At 36.8% G+C, this 22499-nt stretch carries 23 protein-coding genes and 1 pseudogene; 22 read left to right on the top strand and 2 right to left on the bottom strand.

Annotated elements, in window-relative coordinates; translation table 11 throughout:
* A pseudogene (locus BUB05_RS17005) lies at window positions 1-591 on the top strand (glycine/sarcosine/betaine reductase complex component C subunit alpha); the annotation flags it as partial.
* A gap of 300 nt (window positions 592-891) precedes the next feature.
* Here BUB05_RS17005 and BUB05_RS17000 read toward each other — a convergent pair.
* Both BUB05_RS17000 and BUB05_RS18590 read right to left on the bottom strand, forming a co-directional pair.
* Window positions 892-1815 carry an alpha/beta hydrolase gene (locus BUB05_RS17000; protein WP_073050805.1) on the bottom strand — a complete coding sequence of 308 codons (924 nt, stop codon included), beginning with the start codon at window positions 1813-1815 and terminating at the stop codon, window positions 892-894.
* A 96-nt stretch (window positions 1816-1911) separates the two neighbouring features.
* Window positions 1912-2151 carry a hypothetical protein gene (locus BUB05_RS18590; protein WP_139258060.1) on the bottom strand — a complete coding sequence of 80 codons (240 nt, stop codon included), beginning with the start codon at window positions 2149-2151 and terminating at the stop codon, window positions 1912-1914.
* Window positions 2152-2480: 329 nt separating this feature from the next.
* On the opposite strand from BUB05_RS18590, the gene BUB05_RS16995 reads away from it, so the two are divergent.
* The 21 genes from BUB05_RS16995 to BUB05_RS16895 form a co-directional block, all read left to right on the top strand.
* Entirely contained in the window at window positions 2481-2903 is a 423-nt protein-coding gene (locus BUB05_RS16995) for an acyl-CoA thioesterase (RefSeq protein ID WP_073050804.1), read from the top strand.
* Window positions 2904-2928: 25 nt separating this feature from the next.
* Window positions 2929-4002 carry a potassium channel family protein gene (locus tag BUB05_RS16990; RefSeq protein ID WP_175548591.1) on the top strand — a complete coding sequence of 358 codons (1074 nt, stop codon included), beginning with the start codon at window positions 2929-2931 and terminating at the stop codon, window positions 4000-4002.
* 63 nt (window positions 4003-4065) lie between these two features.
* Window positions 4066-4995, top strand: coding sequence for a hypothetical protein (locus BUB05_RS16985; RefSeq protein ID WP_073050803.1), 930 nt, complete (start codon window positions 4066-4068; stop codon window positions 4993-4995).
* 403 nt (window positions 4996-5398) lie between these two features.
* Window positions 5399-6931, top strand: coding sequence for an ABC-three component system protein (locus BUB05_RS16980; RefSeq protein ID WP_073050802.1), 1533 nt, complete (start codon window positions 5399-5401; stop codon window positions 6929-6931).
* A complete protein-coding gene (locus BUB05_RS16975; protein WP_073050801.1) occupies window positions 6928-7719 on the top strand; it encodes an ABC-three component system middle component 1 in 792 nt (263 codons plus the stop codon). Before BUB05_RS16980 ends, BUB05_RS16975 begins: the two co-directional genes overlap by 4 nt.
* Window positions 7719-10133 carry an AAA family ATPase gene (locus tag BUB05_RS16970; RefSeq protein WP_073050800.1) on the top strand — a complete coding sequence of 805 codons (2415 nt, stop codon included), beginning with the start codon at window positions 7719-7721 and terminating at the stop codon, window positions 10131-10133. Before BUB05_RS16975 ends, BUB05_RS16970 begins: the two co-directional genes overlap by 1 nt.
* 521 nt (window positions 10134-10654) lie before the next feature.
* Window positions 10655-12430 carry a hypothetical protein gene (locus tag BUB05_RS16965; protein WP_073050799.1) on the top strand — a complete coding sequence of 592 codons (1776 nt, stop codon included), beginning with the start codon at window positions 10655-10657 and terminating at the stop codon, window positions 12428-12430.
* Between the two features lie 292 nt (window positions 12431-12722).
* A complete protein-coding gene (locus tag BUB05_RS16960; protein ID WP_073050798.1) occupies window positions 12723-13610 on the top strand; it encodes a DUF7713 domain-containing protein in 888 nt (295 codons plus the stop codon).
* 23 nt (window positions 13611-13633) lie between these two features.
* Complete coding sequence (locus BUB05_RS16955) at window positions 13634-13978, top strand: DUF3024 domain-containing protein (RefSeq protein WP_073050797.1); 345 nt, start codon at window positions 13634-13636, stop codon at window positions 13976-13978.
* Between the two features lie 288 nt (window positions 13979-14266).
* Window positions 14267-15028 carry an AIM24 family protein gene (locus BUB05_RS16950; protein ID WP_073050796.1) on the top strand — a complete coding sequence of 254 codons (762 nt, stop codon included), beginning with the start codon at window positions 14267-14269 and terminating at the stop codon, window positions 15026-15028.
* Window positions 15029-15138: 110 nt separating this feature from the next.
* Window positions 15139-15993, top strand: coding sequence for an AAA family ATPase (locus tag BUB05_RS16945; RefSeq protein WP_073050795.1), 855 nt, complete (start codon window positions 15139-15141; stop codon window positions 15991-15993).
* Window positions 15994-16026: 33 nt separating this feature from the next.
* Window positions 16027-16557 (top strand): YdeI/OmpD-associated family protein, encoded by a 531-nt coding sequence (locus BUB05_RS16940; RefSeq protein WP_073050794.1) that lies wholly within the window; start codon window positions 16027-16029, stop codon window positions 16555-16557.
* Between the two features lie 37 nt (window positions 16558-16594).
* Complete coding sequence (locus BUB05_RS16935) at window positions 16595-16945, top strand: tRNA-binding protein (protein WP_073050793.1); 351 nt, start codon at window positions 16595-16597, stop codon at window positions 16943-16945.
* Window positions 16946-16978: 33 nt separating this feature from the next.
* Window positions 16979-17467 (top strand): GNAT family N-acetyltransferase, encoded by a 489-nt coding sequence (locus BUB05_RS16930; protein ID WP_073050792.1) that lies wholly within the window; start codon window positions 16979-16981, stop codon window positions 17465-17467.
* Between the two features lie 136 nt (window positions 17468-17603).
* Window positions 17604-18815 (top strand): anaerobic nitric oxide reductase flavorubredoxin, encoded by a 1212-nt coding sequence (locus BUB05_RS16925; protein ID WP_073050791.1) that lies wholly within the window; start codon window positions 17604-17606, stop codon window positions 18813-18815.
* Window positions 18802-19800, top strand: a complete 999-nt coding sequence (locus BUB05_RS16920) for a questin oxidase family protein (RefSeq protein WP_073050790.1) — start codon at window positions 18802-18804, stop codon at window positions 19798-19800. Before BUB05_RS16925 ends, BUB05_RS16920 begins: the two co-directional genes overlap by 14 nt.
* Window positions 19801-19816: 16 nt before the next feature.
* Window positions 19817-20641 (top strand): ADP-ribosylglycohydrolase family protein, encoded by an 825-nt coding sequence (locus tag BUB05_RS16915; RefSeq protein ID WP_073050789.1) that lies wholly within the window; start codon window positions 19817-19819, stop codon window positions 20639-20641.
* 25 nt (window positions 20642-20666) lie between these two features.
* Window positions 20667-21038 carry an iron chaperone gene (locus BUB05_RS16910; protein ID WP_094763046.1) on the top strand — a complete coding sequence of 124 codons (372 nt, stop codon included), beginning with the start codon at window positions 20667-20669 and terminating at the stop codon, window positions 21036-21038.
* Window positions 21039-21079: 41 nt separating this feature from the next.
* A complete protein-coding gene (locus tag BUB05_RS16905) occupies window positions 21080-21409 on the top strand; it encodes a GYD domain-containing protein (RefSeq protein WP_073050787.1) in 330 nt (109 codons plus the stop codon).
* Between the two features lie 74 nt (window positions 21410-21483).
* Window positions 21484-21894, top strand: a complete 411-nt coding sequence (gene tnpA, locus BUB05_RS16900) for an IS200/IS605 family transposase (protein WP_073050786.1) — start codon at window positions 21484-21486, stop codon at window positions 21892-21894.
* A gap of 18 nt (window positions 21895-21912) precedes the next feature.
* On the top strand, window positions 21913-22499 hold a 587-nt coding region (locus BUB05_RS16895), incomplete at its 3' end, for a nuclease/transposase family protein (protein ID WP_483863774.1).

The following is a 22499-nucleotide window of genomic DNA, read 5'->3' as shown; positions in this document are numbered from 1 at the left end:
GAATCCATGAGATCAGACGGAGGATCCGTAATGAGAGGAAACGACCTTCTCTGCGGAACTGCAGATGTAATGGTTACGGACACCCTCACTGGAAACATCATGATGAAGGTATTCTCCTCCTTCACCACTGGAGGAAGCTACGAAGCATCGGGATTCGGCTACGGACCTGGAATAGGAGAGGACTACGAAAGGACAATACTGATCCTTTCAAGGGCGTCGGGAGTTCCTGTAGTGGCAAATGCACTTTCCTATGCGAAGGACCTTGCAAAGGGAAAACTGGCAGAGAAATGCAGCCTTGAATTTGCCAATGCAAAGAAGGCAGGACTCGATGAAATACTTGAATCACTAAAGGAAACAAAGAAAACCGAAACAGCAGCAGAAGAAGTGAAGATGCCTGAAAAGGAAACTGTTACGGGACAGATAGCAGGAATAGACATAATGGATCTTGAGGATGCAGTGACAGCCCTGTGGAAGGAAAACATCTACGCAGAAAGCGGCATGGGATGTACAGGTCCGATAGTCAGAGTAAGCGAGGCGAGGATGGAAGCTGCCATTACGGCACTTGTGAAGGCTGAATTTCTTGCGGAGTAGTGCAAAATAAGAAGTACTAAACAATTGATTTATTGGAACGTACGGTTGCTGACTCCTAATATACGATATCAACGAAAAACAGTTAACCCTACTATACAACAATAAAGAATCAGCTGTACGTTCCTTAAATATAAATTCATTGTCATTGTGACATAGATTAAGTGTTTGCGTTTGTGTTTACTAATTATGTCGAGGTGATGCGAATGAATAAAAAGAGACTGTACCATGACCGGAGATCAACCGGGTAAGGTACAGTCTTTCTTATTAAGGATTTGAAACGATGATCCCATCCCATTGATATCATAGGTTAAGCTTTTCCTTGATGAACCTGCATATATCCCCAAGCGCCTCGGTGGCTTCGGGAAACATAGGGGCAAGTATCGGGAAGGCATGAACCATGCCTTCATACATGTGAAGCTCGGAGGGGCTTTTGAATTTCTTCATTCTTTCGTGGAATGATACTGTGTCGTCCTGATGAATTTCATATGTTCCCACGCAGAGATAGGTGGGAGGCAGTCCGTCAAGTTCTCCGAACTGTGGAGACAGTATGGGGTCTGAAGGGTCTGCATCTCCGATATAGTATCCCGTCCAGATATTCCATGAGTTGTATGGAGCTATGTCTTTGGGGGCGTTTCTTTCAAAGGAATCCGCCAGACATCTCAAATCCGTCACAGGTGATATTGATACCGCTCCGGCAGGCTGTGGAAGATTTTCGCACTTTATGTTCAGCAGTGTGGATAATGTAAGTGTTGCACCTGCCGATTCTCCGGCTATTACTATGTTTTCAGGTTTGTAACCCTGTTCGAGAAGCCATCTGTACACCTTGAGGCAGTCGTCGGTTGCTGCGGGAAAGGGGTGCTCCGGTGCCAGCCTGTAGTCAAAGAGAAGTGCCTTGACTCCTGCTTCCTTGACGAATTTCACAACGTGGGCCTTGTGGGTGTGGCAGGACCCGGAAATGAATCCTCCACCATGTATATACATGATGATCTTGTCCTCTGGCGTTTCATCTATATCTATCCACTCGCCGTGGATACCGTCAATATTTACATCACATATATCAAATCCCTTGATTCTTCTGTTCATTGACTCCGAAGTCTTGTCTATTCCCGATCTGAATTTCTCGACATCGAATGATTCGTCCACTACCTCTTTCTTGAACTTCAGTTTGAACAGGTGCCTGTTCCTTATCAATCCTATGATTACTTTGCTCTTTAAACTTTGCATATTAATCTCCTATTTATGAATCCATTGTCATAGCCGTAACTTAAAAACCTCCACAGTCCCATGACTATGGAGGTTTTAATACTTAATATGATATTGTTATCTGCATACCAATTGTCTCTCGTGCTTGTAGACAACTCCAAAGTGTTCTGTCTCGCATTTATTGCAGTGATATGAATAGGTTATAGAATCTTCATTCATGTTGACAACTTTACCTAAACAAATTGACTTGTTGAATCCTTTAATGATGTATTTGGATTTCGGACTATAGCCATTGCTGGGTTTCCATCTAATAACAGTGTTGCAATTTGAACATTTTTCCATTCTAATTTTATTCACTTTTATCAATTCCTCCAATTAAAATATCTATGGGTTTATCTATATAAAAACCTTTCAAAACAAAAGAAAGGTTAAACTCGATGAAAATATTTAATTGTGTCGAATCAGTTAAAAACGTTTTACGAACATGTCACATTATACCATTAATCCATGTTTGTGACAAGCTTTTGTGGTATAATTTCTATTATAACGAACACAGGATGTTTTATTCAAAAACAAGTTTCGTGCTGATTCTTATGTTATACAGTACACAGTTGAATCATCTATGTAATGTATAACATAGATGATTCAACTCAACTAAGGTTGTGATCTAAAACTAGGAGGGAACAATGACTAATACTAAACCGGAATACGAAAGTTTTCCAATGCAATCATATGACAAGATAAGATACGGTGACACTGACAGCCAGGGACATGTCAACAATGCGGCTTTTACAACATTTTTGGAAACGGGAAGGACGGAACTCCTTTTGGCGGTTGATGTATGGAAGGATGTAAGACCCGTATACGGACTGGTTAACTCCAACATAAACCTCATGGCGGAAATAAACTGGCCGGGAACAGTTGAAATAGGAACGGGAATCAAAAAAATCGGCAACAGCTCAATAACATTCGCCCATGGTCTGTATCAGAACGGACAGATGGTTGCACTGGCTGAAACAATAATAGTGCAGATGGATGAGAAAACAAGAAAATCAAAGCCGCTTTCCCATGAGACTAGAGAAGCCCTCGAGAAATTCCTGATTTCATAGGTAAGTATCGAGTATGGAGCAGCAGATGCAGGAAATCAATTATGGAAGGGGAGTACTGCAGAAGGAGTTGAGCAGGTGGAATATGAAGAATAAGAGAAAATTCATTTTGATACTGATAGCTTTTATTACAATAGTTTTAACCGGCGTTTTCGGCTACTGGCTTCTTCTTGACATCAGTTTCATTGATGCCATTTACATGACGGCCATTACACTGTCGACGGTGGGTTTTGGAGAAGTGAGCCAGATGACGGATACTGCAAAGCTGTTCACCATAGGAATTATATTTTCCGGTTTGAGTGTCGTGGGCTATGCAGTAACAAACATAGTTGCAGTTTTTTTCGAAGGTGAGTTTAAGGAAGCATGGAGGAGAAAGCGTATGGCAGGCAGAATCGAACATCTTAAGGACCACTATATAGTATGCGGAGCAGGTGATGTAGGAAATACCGTAATCAAGCATTTCAGGGAAAACGACCTTGATTTCGTTGTACTGGAAAAGAGCGAGGACAAGACAAATGAGCTTGTGGCACTGGATGTACTTGCAATGAATGACGACGCAACAAGCGAAGAGGCTCTCATCAAGGCTGGAGTCGAGAGGGCCAAGGGTGTAATCTGCACCCTTGCAAGCGATGCGGACAATGTGTTCACGGTGCTCACTGCAAGACAGCTGAATCCTAAACTTTATATTATAGCAAAGGCAATAGAGGAGAACACTCACAAGAAACTGAAGAAAGCAGGAGCGGACAATACCATATCCCCTAACGAGATAGGGGGAACGAGGATTGCGTCCATGATTATAAGGCCTTCCGTCATCTCCTTTCTCGACATCATAACCAGGGCTGACAAGGTGACTCTCGACCTGGAGGAAGTACTCATAGGCCAAGGATCCGTACTCATAGGAAAGAGCCTCAAAGATGCAAGAATACCCGAAAGGACGGGGCTCATAGTCATGGCCATAAAAAAGAAAGGGATGACGACCCTAAGCTTCAATCCAAGCTCAAGCCAAATCCTTGACGACGGTGATACCATGATCGTATTGGGCAAGGAGGAAAAGATCGACAAGCTGAAGAGCCTGGCATGTGATGAATCACCTCATTTTTGAATCATAATAATAACAGGCCCATTAATGTCAAAAAGTTTACCATAGTCCTTGAGGAGGAATAAGATGCTTACAGGAAATCAATATCAACAAATACGCAGTTGGATATACAGGAATGCCAGACCCCTTGATATGGCTAGATGGAATTATCATTTTGAGGGAGGGACTGCAGATGATGTAATCAGAATCCTTGAATCCTTCCAGAATAAGGACGGAGGATTCGGCCACGCTTTGGAGGCTGACTGCTGGAATCCAAACTCTTCTCCTCTGCAGACATGGTGGGCAATCCAGTTCCTGAAAGAGATTGGCTTGAGAGATTCAAGCCACCCCATGATAAAAAGTATAATGAAGTACTTGGCAAGCGGTGACGGCATGGCTAAGGGCAGATGGCAGTTTTCGGTACCGTCAAACAACGACTATCCCAGAGCGCCGTGGTGGTCCTACAGTGAAGCGGATGAAAATCCCGGGTACAATCCATCGGCTGCTCTGGCGGGATTCATGATCAAGAATGGAGAAAAAGGATCGGATGAGTTCAAAATTGGATTTGATATTGCTGGTGAGGCTGTGGAGATATTCTTAAACCGCAATGAATCAACTGAGATGCACGAGCTCAGGTGTTTCATTGAACTCTATGAATACCTTGTTGAACTGGATATGAATTCCGTTGTAGACATTGAAGCTTTCCGAAAGAGACTCATAGACCAGGTGAACTGCACCATAGAAAAAGACATCAGCAAATGGGCTGCGGAATATTGCTGCAAGCCTTCTCATCTTTTCAGGAAACCCGACAGCATTTTCTTCAAGGGAAATGAGAAGCTTATGGAAGAGGAGCTGAGATTCATCACGGATTCCTTGTCTGATGAAGGCTCCTGGGCGGTCACCTGGGAATGGGGTGATTATGAAAGAGAGTTTGCTGTAAGCAGGCGATGGTGGCAGGCAAACATTGGAATACAGAATCTGGTTTTGTTGAGGGATTTTGGCAGATTGAAATATTGAGTTGATGTTTAAAAAAACACGATTAAGATACTAAAAATATACAGAAATCAAGAGTTTAAGTAATGTAATCTATAAACTCTTGATTTCTTGAAATACTCGTATAATTAGCCTGGCAAAATGACCACTTTGTAAATTGTAGGAAAGCATCTCCTGATATACGAAAGTCATTCGCAATTTTTGATTTGTTATTGTTCTTGTATACGATTAGTGATACAATGATTATTGGATATGCTGAATTGGGGTTGGTGTATTTATTATTATATTTTAAAGTGGTTTATTAACCCTGTTCAGAAATGAGCGGGGTTTTGTGTTTGGTTAAAGAGAGTTGTTCTGAAATAACTCATAAACTCATTTGACAGGCACCGTAAAGTCAAAACATTTAGTGGATTCAGGGAGGTAGAGTATGCTTATTTCTCCATTCAGTGCTATTTTCTCATGGGAGGGCTATGAGTACCAGGCTCATATATCTCTTTACGTTGCACTTAAAAAAATAAATGAATTAGTAAATTTGGATTTAAGAGATACTATTGATGTAATGAGTTTGGAAATTGAGAGTGCAGATGATTTTTCAATAAAAATTGACAATCAGTATGATACTTTACATCAAGTGAAAAGGGGGGCTTTTTCTCTGAAGAAAAATGATAAGTTTGCCTTTATCATTTCATTGTTGCAATATAATGCTTCTAAAGGATATTATCACATCCAACCCAAGAAAAATATCCCCAAAGATTTTGTGTCAGTATCACTGGAGCAAATTAATTCATTGATATCTGATTTATCAAAGGCTGTGAAAGATAAAAATGAAGTAAATGAAAGTGATTATGGCAATTATATAATTTTAAGTGAAATAGGCCGAAATAAAACTAAAGGGTCATTGTATAATATTCTAGATTATAAATGTTCTGAAGATAAGTCTAAACAAAGTGTAATTAAGGTAATAGATGATATTCGAAAAGAATTAAATACTTATTGTGAGCAATTGAATCCTGAGGGGGGAGAATTGAAAGATGAAAATTTACTTTGTAAATATGAGATTTCTTTTAATGATTCTCTTGAAGTGAAGAATGCTTCATATGAATTTATAAAAAACATACTTCAAAATGAGCGACCTGAATGGACCTTTGTAGATGAAGAGTATGCTAGGGTTGTATATTATCAATTATATCTTGAGTTAAAACGATTGATAGAAAAGGAATATAATGATACAGGAGCTAAATCAGGATGTCAGTTTATTTTTTCGGATATAATGTCTAAGTTAACAAAGGATTATAAATCAGAATCTAATAGCATCGATTATCAATATTATTTGGTATTTGAATCTATTGAGAGGATGTTCAAAAAATATCCTGAACGGAGTAAAAGCAGTTGTGAAGTTGCTAGTTGTGAGGAATGTGATAAGTCAGAGGAATGTAATCTCAAATTACAAATTGAAAAGCTTTCGAACTTAACAGATGAGAATCGTCGGAATTTCTTGTATAAAGCAATGATGTATGAACCAGATACTAAGAAACCTCAAAATTTGCCTAGTGAACAACTTGTAAATAGATTGATAATTGAAATGCTACAAGATGTTGACAAATTACATTTTGAAGAAAATAATTTGATACAAGCATTTAAGGATGATATGTTTTATCGGTTGACATTAGATTCGAGTGGTGATATTGATGATTTCCATGAACGGTTATCAAGTGAAATAACAAATGATGATTCAGACAAGTTGTTACTCTTTGAAAATGATGTTTTAATTACAGATCAGTTAGATGAAGACAATATTTTGTTTGATGGCAATAAAGTTACTGTAATTGGGGCAGAAGAGTTAAGAGAGTTGGGTGGCATTACGTCACATAGTATTGAAAAAATAAGGAAAAATTATAACAAACCAAAGGTTATGAGATTAGTAGGACGTGGATTAGCTAAGGAGGAACTTAATAGATGATAGAAGTGATAGAGCAGATATTGACACAATATTCTTATGTAGAACATTTAGTAGATTTACCTTCTGGATTAAAATTTTTCAAACATAATAATATTAGTATTGCTAGCTATTTTATTATAACAGTGATTGATTGTAGATCTTTTGAAGAAGATGAGGATGAAATGAAAATAGCACTGGAGAAATTAGAACAGGAATATATTGGAGTTGCGAACCAAGACTATTCTATAAAGTCTCGTATACAATCATCGTTTAACAATAATAGAGAAGCAAGTCAAATCGATAAGAATACATCAGCTATTTACCTTTTGTTAATGCAAGACACAAGAAAAATTGATCAATTTAGGAATCTAGTATTTTCTATAGAAGAATCCCCTAATTATTTTAAACGATATGTCTTGCCTTATACAATAGAGCAGCAGGATAATCTCAAAAGTAATTTGAGTGAATTTTCTGGCAGAGAAATTAATGATGTTCTAAGTAATTTAGTTAATAATGAGACAGAGTATTATAAGTTATTAGAAGGGAGAAATTTTGGTAGTGAATATGAACTAATTATAAAGTTGTTTTCCAAATTGCCATTCTTGCAGTATGAGTTTAAACCAGAGTCAGCACCTATATCACTTGATGAAGATATTTCAAGAAAAATTGAAGTGGACTTAGAAAAATACCATGAATTGATTAGTGATAAATCGTTTAAAATTGAAGACATATATTCTGTTGAAGATAATGAGATTGACAAAAACATTATTGAAGATGAACTTGGGAAACTACTAGGAGGAAACCAATAATGCCTTTTAAAATACATAACTTAAGAGTCAAAAATTTTAAGTGCTTTGATAGTAGAAAGTATTATAAGATTGATTTTGATGTTGATAAGACACCTTCGATATTATCTGGACCAAATGGTTTTGGCAAAACAACTTTCTTTGATGCAATTGAACTGATATTTACAAAAAAAATTACACGTCTGCAGACAAGTATAGAACGTCAGAATGCGAATTTAAATAAGAATATTCTTATTAATGAAGCAAAGAAAGATGGTTATATTATTGTTGAGTTAGTAAATGAAAATTATGAGTATTTGACTTTGATTTCAATCGTAGATCATACATTAAAAAAATTAGATTTTACTGATTCAATTAAATATACACTTTATAAAGGGACCTTGTCAGACAATGTTTTAGATGAGTTTATAAGTAATGTTGAAAACTGGAAAACATCAATCAAAGAATTTAATGAATTAAATTACTCAATGGAGCATTTTAATGTATTTTATTATGTATCACAGGCTGAATCTGTCCATTTTTTAAAAAATTCTATTAATGAGCGTAAAGATGCAATGAATGTACTATTGAACACAAAAAATGTTGATAGTCATATTGAATATTTGGAGAAAAAATTGATTGGTAAGAACATCAGAAAAACAGGTGTTATTGTAAATGATGAAATTAAAAGACTTGAAAAGTTGATTGATGATAAAGCCAATTATATAAAATCGAAAATAAATGATGAAAGCTTGTCTATCAATGCACAGAAATATAAAGCACTATTACAATATCCAGACGGAGTCAGCCCCACATACTGGGATGTAGACTTAAAGAATAGTAAAGATGGAGAGAAAATAATTGTTGATGTAGCAATTCAAGAAATTGAAGCTTTAGCAAGTTTTGTAAAAAATAGAAGTGATTATTATAAGTATCTAAGTAACTCAAAGATACAAAAATATATTGATAACGAAATAATTATTAATGATTATATTGAATATAACAAATATTTAGAAGATGGAGTTATTGATAAAGTTGAAATCTTAAGTTTTATAAATAACTTGAATAAAAAAATCAAGCTTTATAATTTGTCGAAATTTTTCCGTAAGGATTATGATTATATCGTATACGATGAGAAAGACTTGAAAGCAATTCAAGAAATTGATAGCAATATTGTTAATGTAGACATAGCAGAAATTACGAAAATTATTAACTCTATAAAATCTATTAGTTCCAGTTTGTCTGAAAAGCAAAGTGCTTTAAAAAAAGTATCCGATGCGAGAATAAAGCTAAATAAAATGATGCATCAGTATGATAACAAATCTTCGAATTGCCCTTACTGCAATCATCCTTATACGACTGCTTTGGAGTTGGAAAGTGCTTATGATGGTCTTTCAGAGATCCTGGAAAAAGAGAAGAATACTGATTCAAAAAAGAAGCAAGCCTATAATGATAAATTAAAAGAAATTCTAGAGGAGGATCAAAAATTAATCCTTGGAGAGATAAATGACCTTAATGAGGAAACCGTTGGTAAATATAATGATTTATCAGATTTATACAACCGTTTTGTTAAGGATCATGTAAGAATTAAATCTGTAGAAGAAGTCAGCAATCTAATTTTAATACCAGATGGATTTGATGACTTGGAAGTAAATGAGAAGAAGACAGTATTAAAGCGACTTCTATCTAAAAAAAAGAATAATTATTCTAATATAGAGTTTGAAATGCTTAATAAGAAATTTGACTACAGTTCAATTCAAAAGAAATATAGTACTGTTTTAGATATTGAACAACCTATGATTATTGACGATGAACATGTAAGTCAGAAGAAAAAATATTTAAAATATATGGATTCTATTGAGAAGAATAATGATATTGTCAAACTGAAAGAAGATTTAAGACAAGAAATCATTAAATTGAAGAAGGTTGAATCTGCAAGGGACAAATTGGATCAATTGAGAAATTTGTACCAAACAGCAATTACAAAATATAAAAATGAGGTATTAGATAAATTGAGAATTCCTTTATTAATATACACTGGTAAAATACTTCAAGACTATCAAAATGGGTTAGGTGTATTTATTAGCAAGGATGAGATGAGATTTGTTTCTAATGGTGATGCTAAGCATGATATTCTAAATACATTCAGTTCGGGGCAACTATCTGGATTTGTTTTGGCATTTTTGTTTTCTATGAATAAGCAATATATTAATCCTGCTTTAGACGATGTTGGTTTTATTCTAGTTGATGATCCAGTACAAACTATGGATGACATAAACATTACTTCACTTATAGAAGTTTTAAGGAATGACTTTTCTGATAAGCAAATTATACTATCAACTCATGAAGCCGATAAAGAAAACTATATTCTGTATAAGTTCTTAAAGTACAACTTTATTGGTCAATCATTTAACGTACAAGAAAAATTATATGGATAATTAATAGGATTCAGAAGGCCCTTTGGTGTTAGACTAGTTGTCATGGAAGTGAAAAAATAGTAGGGTGTGCATACAATAATGGAGGTCACAACATGGCAAGCTACAGCAAAGAGTTTAAAGAAAAAATGTTGACGCGGATGCTACCGCCTAACAACTAATATCCAAAATTTCCAAGGAAACCAAGATAAGTATTTCAACACTTCACAAGTGGAAAAAAAGTTATACATCAACAGGTAAACAACCAGCCAAATCAAGCAATGCAGATAAATGGAGCAGCCAAGATAAGTTCCCTGTTGTAATGGAAAAAGCAAGCATGAATGAAGTTGAATTATCAAAGTAATGTCGCTCCAAAGGACTTCAAACTCGGTGCCAGTCAAATGATTTTAAGAATTATTGTAATGAGGATAGTTACCAAAAGAATGAAGAAAAAGTTGTAAAGAAAATGAAAGTAAAAAAAGAGAAAGACAAGCAAAAGTTATTATGTGGTAACGTCTACAAAATAACTCTAAGGAAGTGATTTAATGAAGGTGAAAATTTCGTTTATAAAAATTAAAGACATAGAAAAGTTATTCACAAAAGAGGGAGTTGTTTCAGAACTATTTGGTGATAGAACTGGAAGTGTTATTGAGAAATGTATTGCTAATGAATATCTTGATGATATTTTAAGTAAATTACAATTAACAAAAGTAATTGATTCATACTCATATCTTGGTGAAATTGGAAGAATCGCAAAATATAACTATGAAGTTGTTTCTTGTGATAATACTGTGAGTGTAATTTTCACGCTAGATTCATTAAATGACAGTCATTATATGGAAGTGGAATTAGAGAGTAATCCGAATGCAAATTATGATTTAGTATTAGAGAAACTAAAATTAGAAATTAAGAAAAATATGTTGAAAGATTGGGTAAATTGCATTTGGATACGTGATGAACAATCTGAAGATCTAGCCGCACAGTTGTATCGAAAAATGCATATTGTAGAAAACTTATTTCGTGAATTGATAAATAAAGTTTTGAATAGGGAATTAGGCACTGATTGGTTGGCAATGGAGGAGTTTCAGAAAATCAATAATGAGTATAAAGCAAGAACAGTTGATTTCAAACGAAGTGTAAAGAGTTTTAGTAATATTGATGATTCATTAATTTCGATTAATACAGATTCTTTAGTTAAAATAATGAAAACTGTTATTTATGAGGATGAGATTGACCTTAATCATGATGTACAAAAGAATTTGAAACTTAAAGCTAGGATATTGGAATCAAATGATAAATTTTTTGAGTCAATAAAAAAGTTGTGGAAAGTGAGAATTGACTTGTGGAATGATGTATTTGCAAAAATGTTAGATGAGAATTTCAATATTGGTATTACTGATTTTATTAAAAATCGTAATCATATTGCCCATAATAAATTGGTCGATTATAATTCGTTTAAAAAAATAAAAGATAATATTGATTCGATGGAAACTGTTTTTGTTAATGCCATTGAGAAAGTAAATCAACACTACATGTCTAATGAAGCAATTATGACTATTGAAGCTGAGGAAGTCCACAGGCTTCAGGAAGAACACTATCTACTTAATTTGAAGATGTCTGAAGCAGGTGTAAATATTCTTGATTACAATTCAATATATCAGAAGTTCGCTTGCTCTGTTCAGGAGATTTATGTAGGTATTAATGATGAATTTTACTTTAGCGAATGGATAAACATATCAAGCTTATCAATGACAGAGAACACTGGTGATGAACAAGCAGTATTTAGTATCTCAAATCATGTTAATGAAGAAGATACAATTGTTGTTTATGTTTCATACAACATTGATGATTGTGAAGGGGTATCCAGTGAATTGGAGATAAAGGTTAAAAATGGGGAAGTAGTAATAAACAAGATAGTTGTTGAATACAAAAATGGTAGCGTCATATTCGATGAAGATGCTGGATACTATTTATCTGAAAATGAAGATGAATATAATGACAGCGAAATTGATGAGTTTGTTAATGAACTTAGCTCATATGTCGAGGATGAAATGAATTCAATAAAGAAAGAAGTTGATTCATTGCATGCATGTATCCCATCAGAAGAACTTGGGTCAACTGTTGCTGAATCAGTGTGTTATTCATGTGGAAAAGAATATATATCAGTGAATGAAGAAATTTATCCATATGGGAAATGCATTAACTGTGGTGAAGAGAATAGTATTAAAGAATGTATTCGATGCTGTAGTCTCTTTAATTCTGATGTTGAAGGAATGGGTGACTTATGTGATAGTTGTTATGATTTTGTAATGAATGAATAAGAAGTGGTCATTAAATGAAGGAAAACGAATTTGAAGATTTTATTGAATATGTCTGCAAGTCAGTTTTGAGATGGAAAGATTAATCCAAACAAGTTAAAGCTCAATAGTATCAAGCTGGTTAGGTAGCTGACTAGCATGTATGATGGGAAAAATATTCAGGAAGTAGATATAGATAGGATTGATTCAGTTCGATGGAGAAGTTAGGGGAAGGCATTATAAACTAAGAGCAATTTAATAAAATAAAACAATAATTGCGAGATAAAGAGGTAGAAGGAAAGGATGCGAGGTATTCATGAAATGCGATAGATGCAAGAAGAATGATGTAAGAATTATAATGCAAGGTATAGGTAATTATTGTCTTGACTGCAGTAATGAGATTATGGCAGAAGAACTGGGAATTGATCTATTGAAAGAGTTCAATAATCAGCTTACTGTAATTGATGAATTGGGTAAGGAGCATGTATTTGAAATAAAGAATTATCTAATGCCTCATTTGTCGAAATGGTTAGCTGTTGAAGAAGGCGGGTATGTTTTTGAAGTGCTTGTTGGAACCCACGACAGTCAACAGTCAGGGCTTGAGGCATTAAAGGCAAAAATAGTCAAGGCCCTTTCATACAAGTCATTGAGAGCAAGCGACAATAGACATTTTATTGAAAGTAACATTATAGTAGATGACCAACAATATGGGCTTAAGTCAATTGGAACGGGAACTATATACGCAGATGCTTTTTCAGGTGATGCTGATGATTGTGGTATTGTCATAGACGGCAAGTATGTTTCATTTTCTGATTTTGGTCGAATGACTTCTGCTTTTGAAGGCTTTGTACTTGAATATCAGTTCCGGGATGCTGCAGATGAACCTCTTGGCAAGAATATGGCACTTAAGAAGGTTGATGTCAGCAAGGAAGCTGTTATATTTCGCTTTGACAGGTATCAGCGTTGGCTACTTATTGATGATGAGCTTCCACGTGAGAATGAAAATGAATACCTGCAGGTCATGAAAGAATGTATTGATGACCTGGATCTGATGATTATGGCAGATTTTCGTGATGAATGCAGACAAGTAGCTGAGCACATGAAATCAAAACTTGAGAAGGTTGAAACTGAGTCGAGTGTCTTGATTATCAGACTGCTTGATGAAATAGATAGAATAACCTGGTTTTTGTTTATGGATGAATAAGTATTTGAAAGGAAGATATGATTATGGCAATTGATGAATTTCAGAAACAAAAAGTGATAAAACTCTTATCAGAGTTTTGTAATACACGTGTTCCAGATAGAGTAAAGGATAAGATAAAACTGGATTTTGAAATAATAGGAAACAATGTAACCTTGTTTGAACGTAGAAAAGCATATTTTGATGAAACAAAATGGTCGGAGATGAAAATAGCTCAATTCCGGTATGATTCAGATAAGGAAAAGTGGTCCTTATATTGGCTTAGACATATTGGCAAGTGGCATATTTATGATGAGATTGACCCGGCAACTGATATACAAGTTTTGATTGATGAAGTCAAGAAGGATCCATTGTGTGTATTTTGGGGCTAATATGGACAAATAAATCATGATAAAACTTGCCACACAAAATAGTATAGATCATAAAAAAGTGTGGCAAAGGTGGTTTGATGTCAGCTAGGATTATTGTAAATAGATTAAAAGAAGATTTGGAAAGATGGTAATAAATGACAGAAGAAATGTAGTTTTAAAGAGCCATACACTTTATAATGTGGTTGCAATACACATATTATGGATGAATAATGTGTTTAATATTCACATTTATAGTATAAGTGTGAGTACTGGCATAGAAATAAATAAAATAGAGAGAAGGAGACCAAGATGTTTAAAATAAAAAATTTCGAAGATAATGATGATGTAAAAATTGTGGAAGAACTGGGTGCTTTTAAGGTAGTGGAGTACAAAAGAGATCTAAGTGTAAACCATTCGACATCTCAAACTGCCTATTATGCTTCTCAAATGAATGTTAGAAGAAGACAGTTGGTTTGTGATGTAAACACTTCCAATATTACAGTCCAAGCAGGAGCTATGCAGTGGATGGTTGGTAATGTGAAAGCGACAACAGGGCTTAAAGGTGTAGGAGATCTTATTGGAAAAACTTTCAGGGGAAAGATTACGAACGAATCTGCAATAAAGCCTGAGTATACGGGAACTGGCAAACTTGTATTGGAACCTACATACAAGCATATTCTGCTTATTGATGTTGATGATTGGAAGCGCTCAATAGTAATTGAAGACGGGCTGTTTCTAGCCTGTGATTCAGAATTGAAACATAAGGCGGTTATGAGGTCAAACCTTTCATCTGCCGCATTGGGTGGAGAAGGACTCTTCAACCTTGGCCTTACCGGTGGAGGAATTGTCGCACTGGAATCCTATGTACCAAGGGAGGAACTGATAGAAATAGAGCTGGAAGATGATGAGTTGAAAATTGACGGAAATATGGCTATAGCTTGGTCAGGCAGCTTGACGTTTACAGTGGAAAGGTCGGGCAAAACACTTTTGGGTTCAGCAGCTTCGGGAGAAGGACTGGTTAATGTATACCGTGGAACGGGAAAAGTCCTAATGGCGCCGGTTCTTCTGTAAAGTGGTATACATATGAACAAGAAGGGTATACAATTAAATGAAATCATACAGAAAAGAGCTTTGGTTCAAGTTAAGATAATTGGGGAGTAAAAAGGAGCTGCATGTAAGACATGATTTACCTAAACAGTTTTAGATTTCCGAGTGAAACCATGGAAATAAATTTCACTACTGACATAAGAAGGACCTGCTATGATTCTTTCTATCCTTTCAATATTTTGTCAAGATATGAATTCGAGAGGATCGACCTTGCACCAATCACCATCCTGTATGGAGGAAACGGATCGGGAAAAACGACAGCTTTAAATATTATAGCGGAAAAAACAGGAATTAAACGTGATTCCATATTTAATAAGACAAATTTCTATAATGACTATTTGGAGATGTGTTTTATGGAAATTGAAAGGGACATTCCTGAAAACAGCAGGATTATCACCAGCGATGATGTGTTTGACTATATGCTTAATATTCGAAACTTGAACGAAGGGATTGATCTGAAGAGGGATGAACTCCTTGATGAGTACATGGATACGAAATATTCCAAATTTATGTTGAAATCCTTAGATGATTACGAGCAGCTCAAAAAAGTGAATTCTGCCAGAAGAAAGACTCAGTCCCGTTTTGTTAGAGATTCATTGATGGATAACGTCAGGGAATTGTCAAATGGAGAAAATGCCTTCAGATATTTTACTGAAAAAATAGGGGAGGATGGCTTTTTCATATTGGATGAGCCGGAAAACAGCCTTTCCCCGAAAAGACAGGTTGAACTGGTAAGGTTCATTGAGGATTCCGCAAGGTTTTTTGGATGTCAGTTTCTTATATCGACGCATTCACCTTTTTTGCTTGCAATAAAAAATGCCAAGATATACGACCTTGACAGCAATCCTGTTGAAGTGAAGAAGTGGACTGAGCTTGAAAATGTTCGCACATATTATGAATTTTTTAAAAGGTTTGAGGATGAGTTTTAGAAGATGTAACTGAATTTCAAGGGGGAAGCAAGAATGACGGTAATGAAGTTTGAAGCGGAACTTTTAGGTATAAAAGGCTGGCTAATAATTAGAATTCCTGCCGATATAAGTGAGATGCTGCCTTCTCGAGGTATGGTGATGGCAGAAGTTGAAGTGAAAAGTGAAAGATTTGAAGTCCCATTGGAACCGGATGGTGAGGGTAGCCACTGGTTTAAGGTGGATGAAGCCTTGTTCCAGGGAATGGGTCTTGCAGTAGGTGATGTTTTATTCCTGTCCATAAAGCCGCTCAAGGATTGGAGCGAACCGGTTGTGCCTTCGGACCTTAATGATTCCCTTGACTTGTTTGACGTTAAGACACAATGGGACAAGATCACTGTGAAGGCAAGGTGGGAGTGGATCCGCTGGATTCGCGATACAAATAATCCGCAGACGCGGGAAAAAAGGATTGAAACGGCTTGTTCCATGCTGGCGGCAGGCAAGAAAAGGCCCTGTTGTTTTAATAATGCCAGGTGCACTGAAGCTTATGTCTCAAAAAATGGCGTTCTTGATGTGAGCAATAATTGAAGATAAAAAATAATAAAGAAAGAAGGAGAAAATTAGGATGAGCAAACCGATAAAGGAAAACATCAATTTTGAGGATTTGTCAAAAATTGATGTTAGAGTTGGAACAATAGAGTCAGTAGAGAATGTAGAGGGTTCAAACAAGTTAGTGAAACTTCAGGTGGATTTTGGGGATTTCAATAGACAAATCTTAGTAGGTATGCAAGGTGAAAGAGAAAATCCACAAGAGATTGTCGGTGAACAGGCACTGTTTGTCGTGAACCTGGCTCCAAAGAAAATGGCAGGGGAAATTTCGGAAGGCATGCTTTTCGATATTGGATATGAAAGTGGTATTACACCTGTATTAGCTCAACCGGAAAAGCCGGTCCCTAATGGCACCATTGCAGGTTAACAATGAAGACAGGAATAGGTGGAGGTAGATATTATGGCAAATGATTTGGCTTATAGATATGCAGAGAGGAAAGATGTCCCTCTGATTTTACATTTCATAAAAGAGTTGGCAGCATATGAAAAAATGCTGGATGAGGTTGTGGCAGATGAAAAGACACTTGAAGAGTGGATATTTGATAAGGAAAAGGCGGAAGTGATATTTGCGGTTGAGGATGGAAAAGAAATAGGCTTTGCTTTGTTTTTCCATAACTTTTCTACTTTTTTAGGAAGAGCAGGCCTTTATCTTGAAGATCTGTTTATTGAAGAATCCTATCGTGGAAAAGGATACGGGAAAGCATTGCTGCAGAAGCTTGCTAATATAGCAGTTGAACGCGGCTGTGGCAGGATGGAGTGGTGGTGTTTGGACTGGAACAAGCCTAGCATTGATTTTTATGTTTCATTGGGAGCGGAACCTATGGATGAGTGGACGGTGTATCGTCTCGCCGGTGAAAAACTGAAACAAGTAGCTGAGGGCCACGCTTAGTATCGTTAAACTTACAGATAGCATGTGGTTGTCGAAAAAAGGGATTCTTGCTGTAAATGAGAAGATGGACGGAAAGATGGTCAATAAAATCCTTTGAGTTGCCGAAATAAAAGGAAAATTATTTTAGGAGGAGCAAATGAAAAGATTGGTTAAGAACAATGTCAATTGGGTTGGTAAAGTTGATTGGGAGCTAAGAAAGTTCCATGGTGATGAGTTCTCCACCAACAGTGGTTCCACTTACAATTCATATCTTATACAGGAAGAAAAAACAGTATTGATAGATACAGTCTGGCTTCCCTTTGCAGAGGAATTTGTAGACAATCTGGCTTCTGAAATAGACCTTGAGGATATTGACTTAATAGTAGTGAATCATGGTGAAGTTGACCACAGTGGTGCCTTGATGAAACTAATGGACAGAATACCCGATACTCCCATATACTGTACGACAAATGCCGTTAAATCCTTGAAGGGACAGTACCACAGGGACTGGAACCTTAATGTTGTAAAAACAGGAGACAGCATTGATATAGGAAATGGAAAGTCGCTGGTTTTTGTTGAAATGAGGATGCTTCATTGGCCGGACAGCATGGCTACATATATGACAGGTGACAATATATTGTTCAGCAATGATGCCTTCGGGCAGCATTATGCCTGTGACAGCCTCTTCAATGACACCGCAGACCAGTGTACTCTCTATAATGAAGCGATCAAATACTACGCCAACATACTCACTCCCTTCAGCAAATTGTTGAAGAATAAACTTGATGAAATTATTGGAATGAATCTTGACATTGACATTATAGCGACCAGTCATGGAGTTATCTGGCGAGACGACCCGATGCAGATAGTCAGAAAATATATGGAATGGTGTGATGATTACAGTGAAAATCAGATAACAGTAATTTATGACACCATGTGGGAAGGCACAAAAAGGGTGGCTGAGAAGATTGTTGAAGGAATAGCAATGGAAGATGGTGAAGTCACTGTCAAGTTATTCAATATTGCCAAGACCGATGATAATGATCTGGCGACGGAAATATTCAAGTCAAAGGCAATTGCCATAGGATCTCCTACGGTAAGCAACAGTATATTGCGTTCACTGGTAGGGTTTATCCATTATTTGAAGGAGTTGAAATTCAAGGGTAAGAAGGCAGCAGCTTTCGGGTGTTATGGATGGAGCGGCGAATCCCCCAAAGTTCTTGCTGAGATGCTAAATGATGCAGGGTTTGAAATTGTAGGAGAAAACCTGAGGATTAATTGGAATATGACAACTGAAGCAGAAGCGGAAGCCATTGAGTATGGAAGACAATTCGTAAAGAACTTGGGAGCATCCAATGAAAATAGCTGATTTGATCAATAAGTATGGAGAGATATATACACCCTATATGAGCGGATTGGTCAATCATTTGCCTATGGTGCAGCTGGCGCTTTACAAGATGACCGATGATATGGACTATGTTGAGAAATATACTGAAGACTATCTGGTGAAATCCAGAATGGATAGCATAAATGAAAATCATGAAGTGATTGGAAGCATTGAAGAGTGCCTTGGAAAAAGGGAAATGTATGAAGCCTGTCTTGATAAAATAAGAAGCAAATCTAAGGAACAGAATCTTGATGATCTCATAGGATATATTTTGAACAGATACCCCCTTGGTATGTCTTCAGCACTCTTCCATACAACCATAAGACTTGCATATGGTGTGGAAGGAATGGATATTGATTCGGACCTTGAAGCTGAAGTGGAAAGGGCGTTGGCGTTTTATATAACGGCTTACAGGGAAGGTGATGTTTTCAGTAGAGCAATATCAAAAGAAGAAGTTGTACCGGAAATGCATAGGTTGCTGGAAAATGAAGAGATAAACAGGATAAGAAAGTCAGATTCGGGATTGGGTCAAAAAATAAAGGACCTGTATAACCTGGAAGGCTACAAGAACTTGGGGTTTATAATAAAAGGGACTGAAAGTGAAAAGGTGAAGGGACTGTTTGAAATACTGATACCTGCATACAGAAACGGTAAAAGCATAAGGGTATTGCATTGTATGACCGGCCTTCAAGCGCTGGTAGTATTGAAAAGGTATTTTGACAATTATGAGGAAGTGCTGGACATAATGACTACCTTGATAATTACTCATTTGCTGACTGAAGATGGACTTGATATTAAAAACAGTGATAAGCGAGCTGTCTTAAAAACCTGGGAGGAAATATTCCAAAAGGGCTCAAAATCCATGGATGTTCACACAGTAAAACTCGCTTATACATGTGAAAAGATGGACAGGTTGTTTCATATTTCTGAGCTCAGATATATGGCTGCAAAGGTTGTGGGATACTGAAAGGGGATGGGCACATATGCTGGGAGCTATAATTGGAGATATAGTTGGATCCAGGTTTGAACGTAATAATATCAAGTCCAAGGAGTTTGAACTGTTTACAGAAGAGTGTTCCGTAACGGACGACAGTATTATGACTCTTGCTGTAGCAAAAACAATAATGGAAGTTGAAGAAAAAGAATTGAAGCAGGTTGATGGAAGCAGTGACGAATATTTTTCGTACATTGAGAAGTGTGCAGTGAAAAACATGCAGGAGCTTGGAAGGAAGTATCCGTACTGTGGCTTTAGCAGCACATTCTATAAATGGATTATCAGTGATGATCCCCAGCCTTACAACAGCTATGGTAATGGAGCTGCCATGAAAGTAAGTCCTGTAGGTTTTTATGTCTCGGATGAAAATGAAATAAAGAGACTGACAAAATCCATCATCGGTGTCAGTCACAATCATGAAGAGGGAATCAAGGGTGCTGAAGCTACTGTGACGGCAATATTTATGGCAAGAAAGGGGTGCAGCAAGGAAGGTATAAGGAAGCGAATAAACGAAGAGTACTATACCCTTGATTTTAAAATTGACGATATAAGAGATGACTATGCATTTGATGCTACCTGTCAGGGCAGCGTTCCACAGGCAATAACCGCTTTTTTGGAGTCCGGGTCTTTTGAGGATGCAATAAGGACGGCTGTATCTCTGGGCGGAGACAGCGACACGATAGCTGCCATTGCAGGGTCCATTGCAGAAGCTTATTATGGAATTCCCGAGGAATTGAAGGCAAAAGCTATTTCTTATCTGGATGACTATCTTCTGGGCATATATGATGAATGGTGCAGGATGATTCCATATTGATTGTATGAAGATGAAAGGAGTTACCATGTCAGGAAAATACAAGAACGTTGAAGAATATTTGAATGATCAACCGGAACATGCACGGGCCTTGCTTTTGGAAATGAAATCATTGATTCTTGAAGTGGTTCCGGAAGCGGAAGAAGTCATGAACTATGGCGTGCCTGCCTATGCACTTGTCGAGGGAGGCAAGGCCGAACAACAGGTTATGATTGCAGGATTCAAAAAGCATGTCGGCCTGTATCCCCATCCGGAAACAATTGAACATTTTGCCAAGGAACTGAAGGGTTATAAGACAAGCACCGGTACGGTTCAGTTTCCTCTAGACAAGCCTCTGCCGGCAAAGCTGATTAAGGACATGGTTGCTTACCGGAGGGATATGATTTCTGAAGAAAGGTAAATGATAACTTTATAGAGTTTCAAAAATATCGGAGGTGCAATATGGCTAAGTTTTTGTTTTATGGTTCTTATGCTCCTGAAGGCTTGAAAGGAGTAATGGAGGAAGGTGGTTCGGGAAGAGTTGAGGCTGCTAAGCGTACACTTGAGAGTGTAGGGGGGAAACTGGAGGCTTTCTATTATGCTTTAGGAGAAAATGACTTCTACATAATTGTAGATTTGCCGGACAACAAAACAGCCATGGCGGTGACTTCTGTTGGCAATATAACCGGAACGTTCAGCATAAAAGCAATAACTCTACTGACACCGGAGGAAGTAGATGATGCAGCAAAGCTCGACATACCATTTAGGAAGCCAAGCGGGAATCCTCGGTAATTCATTACCGAGATGAAACGCGCAACATACGAACGTATGTTGTCTTCTTTTTATCTTTATGCTATACTATACGTATGAAAGAAAATCTAGTACATTCAAGGACTTGTGTATATAATCTTAATTACCATGTGGTATGGTCTGTGAAGCATCGAAATAAGGTGTTAACACCAGAGATAGAAGTTGAAATGCAGTCTCTTGTTCAAGAGATTGCAGGGGAAAAAGGCTTCATAGTACATCTCTTCGAAGTTGGAGAAAGAGACCATGTACATTGCTTCATTTCAGCACCACCCAAAATATCAGTTTCTTATATGGTGAAGATGCTAAAAGGGATTACGGCCAGGAAGTTATTCATTAAGTACCCTGAACTTAAGAAAAGTCTTTGGAAAGGTGTCTTGTGGAATCACAACTATTATGTTGAATCCATTGGGTCTGTATCCGAAGAAAACATCCGTCTCTACATTGAGAAACAAACAAATTCATATTAAGAGAGGAGAAGAACCCTTATGTTATTAAGCAGAAAACATGTATTCAAGAATGATACAGGAAATATGGAAATACTTAGACATATGGGTTATTCCGCATATAAACTGTGGAATGTGGGAAACTACGAAAAACGCAACTATAAAGAGTTGGGTATGGAGAAATATCCTAATTGGTATGATCAGAAGAAACGGTTGAAGACTAATTTCTTCTACAAGAACCTGCCCTCACAAACCGCACAGGACGTCTTGCAGTTGCTGGAAGAAGGGTGGAAAAGCTTTTTCAAGTTACAGAAAACAGGTGGTGTCAAGAACCCAAAACCACCCCGCTTCAAGAAAGATGTCATGGATATCACTTTCTTGAAAGATGCAATTAAACAAGAAGGAAACATAACAAGGTTAACTATCTCAAAACAACTTAAGGCATATTTTAAGAATATAGGTTTGGATGCTACTTTCATTTATCTGGAAACCCATAGGTTTTCAGACATCCAAATCAAGGAATTGCAGATTAAGTTTGTTGACAAGGATACCTTTGTTGCTGTTGCTATCTATGAAACCGATCCAGTAGACCTTAAGGAAAGCAATGGACATTACCTGTCCATTGACCT

This window comes from Dethiosulfatibacter aminovorans DSM 17477 (assembly GCF_900142005.1).
Taxonomy (GTDB): Bacteria; Bacillota; Clostridia; order Tissierellales; family Dethiosulfatibacteraceae; genus Dethiosulfatibacter; species Dethiosulfatibacter aminovorans.
Note: the sequence above shows the minus strand (reverse complement) of the source record. Positions and strands in the feature narration are given on the sequence as shown.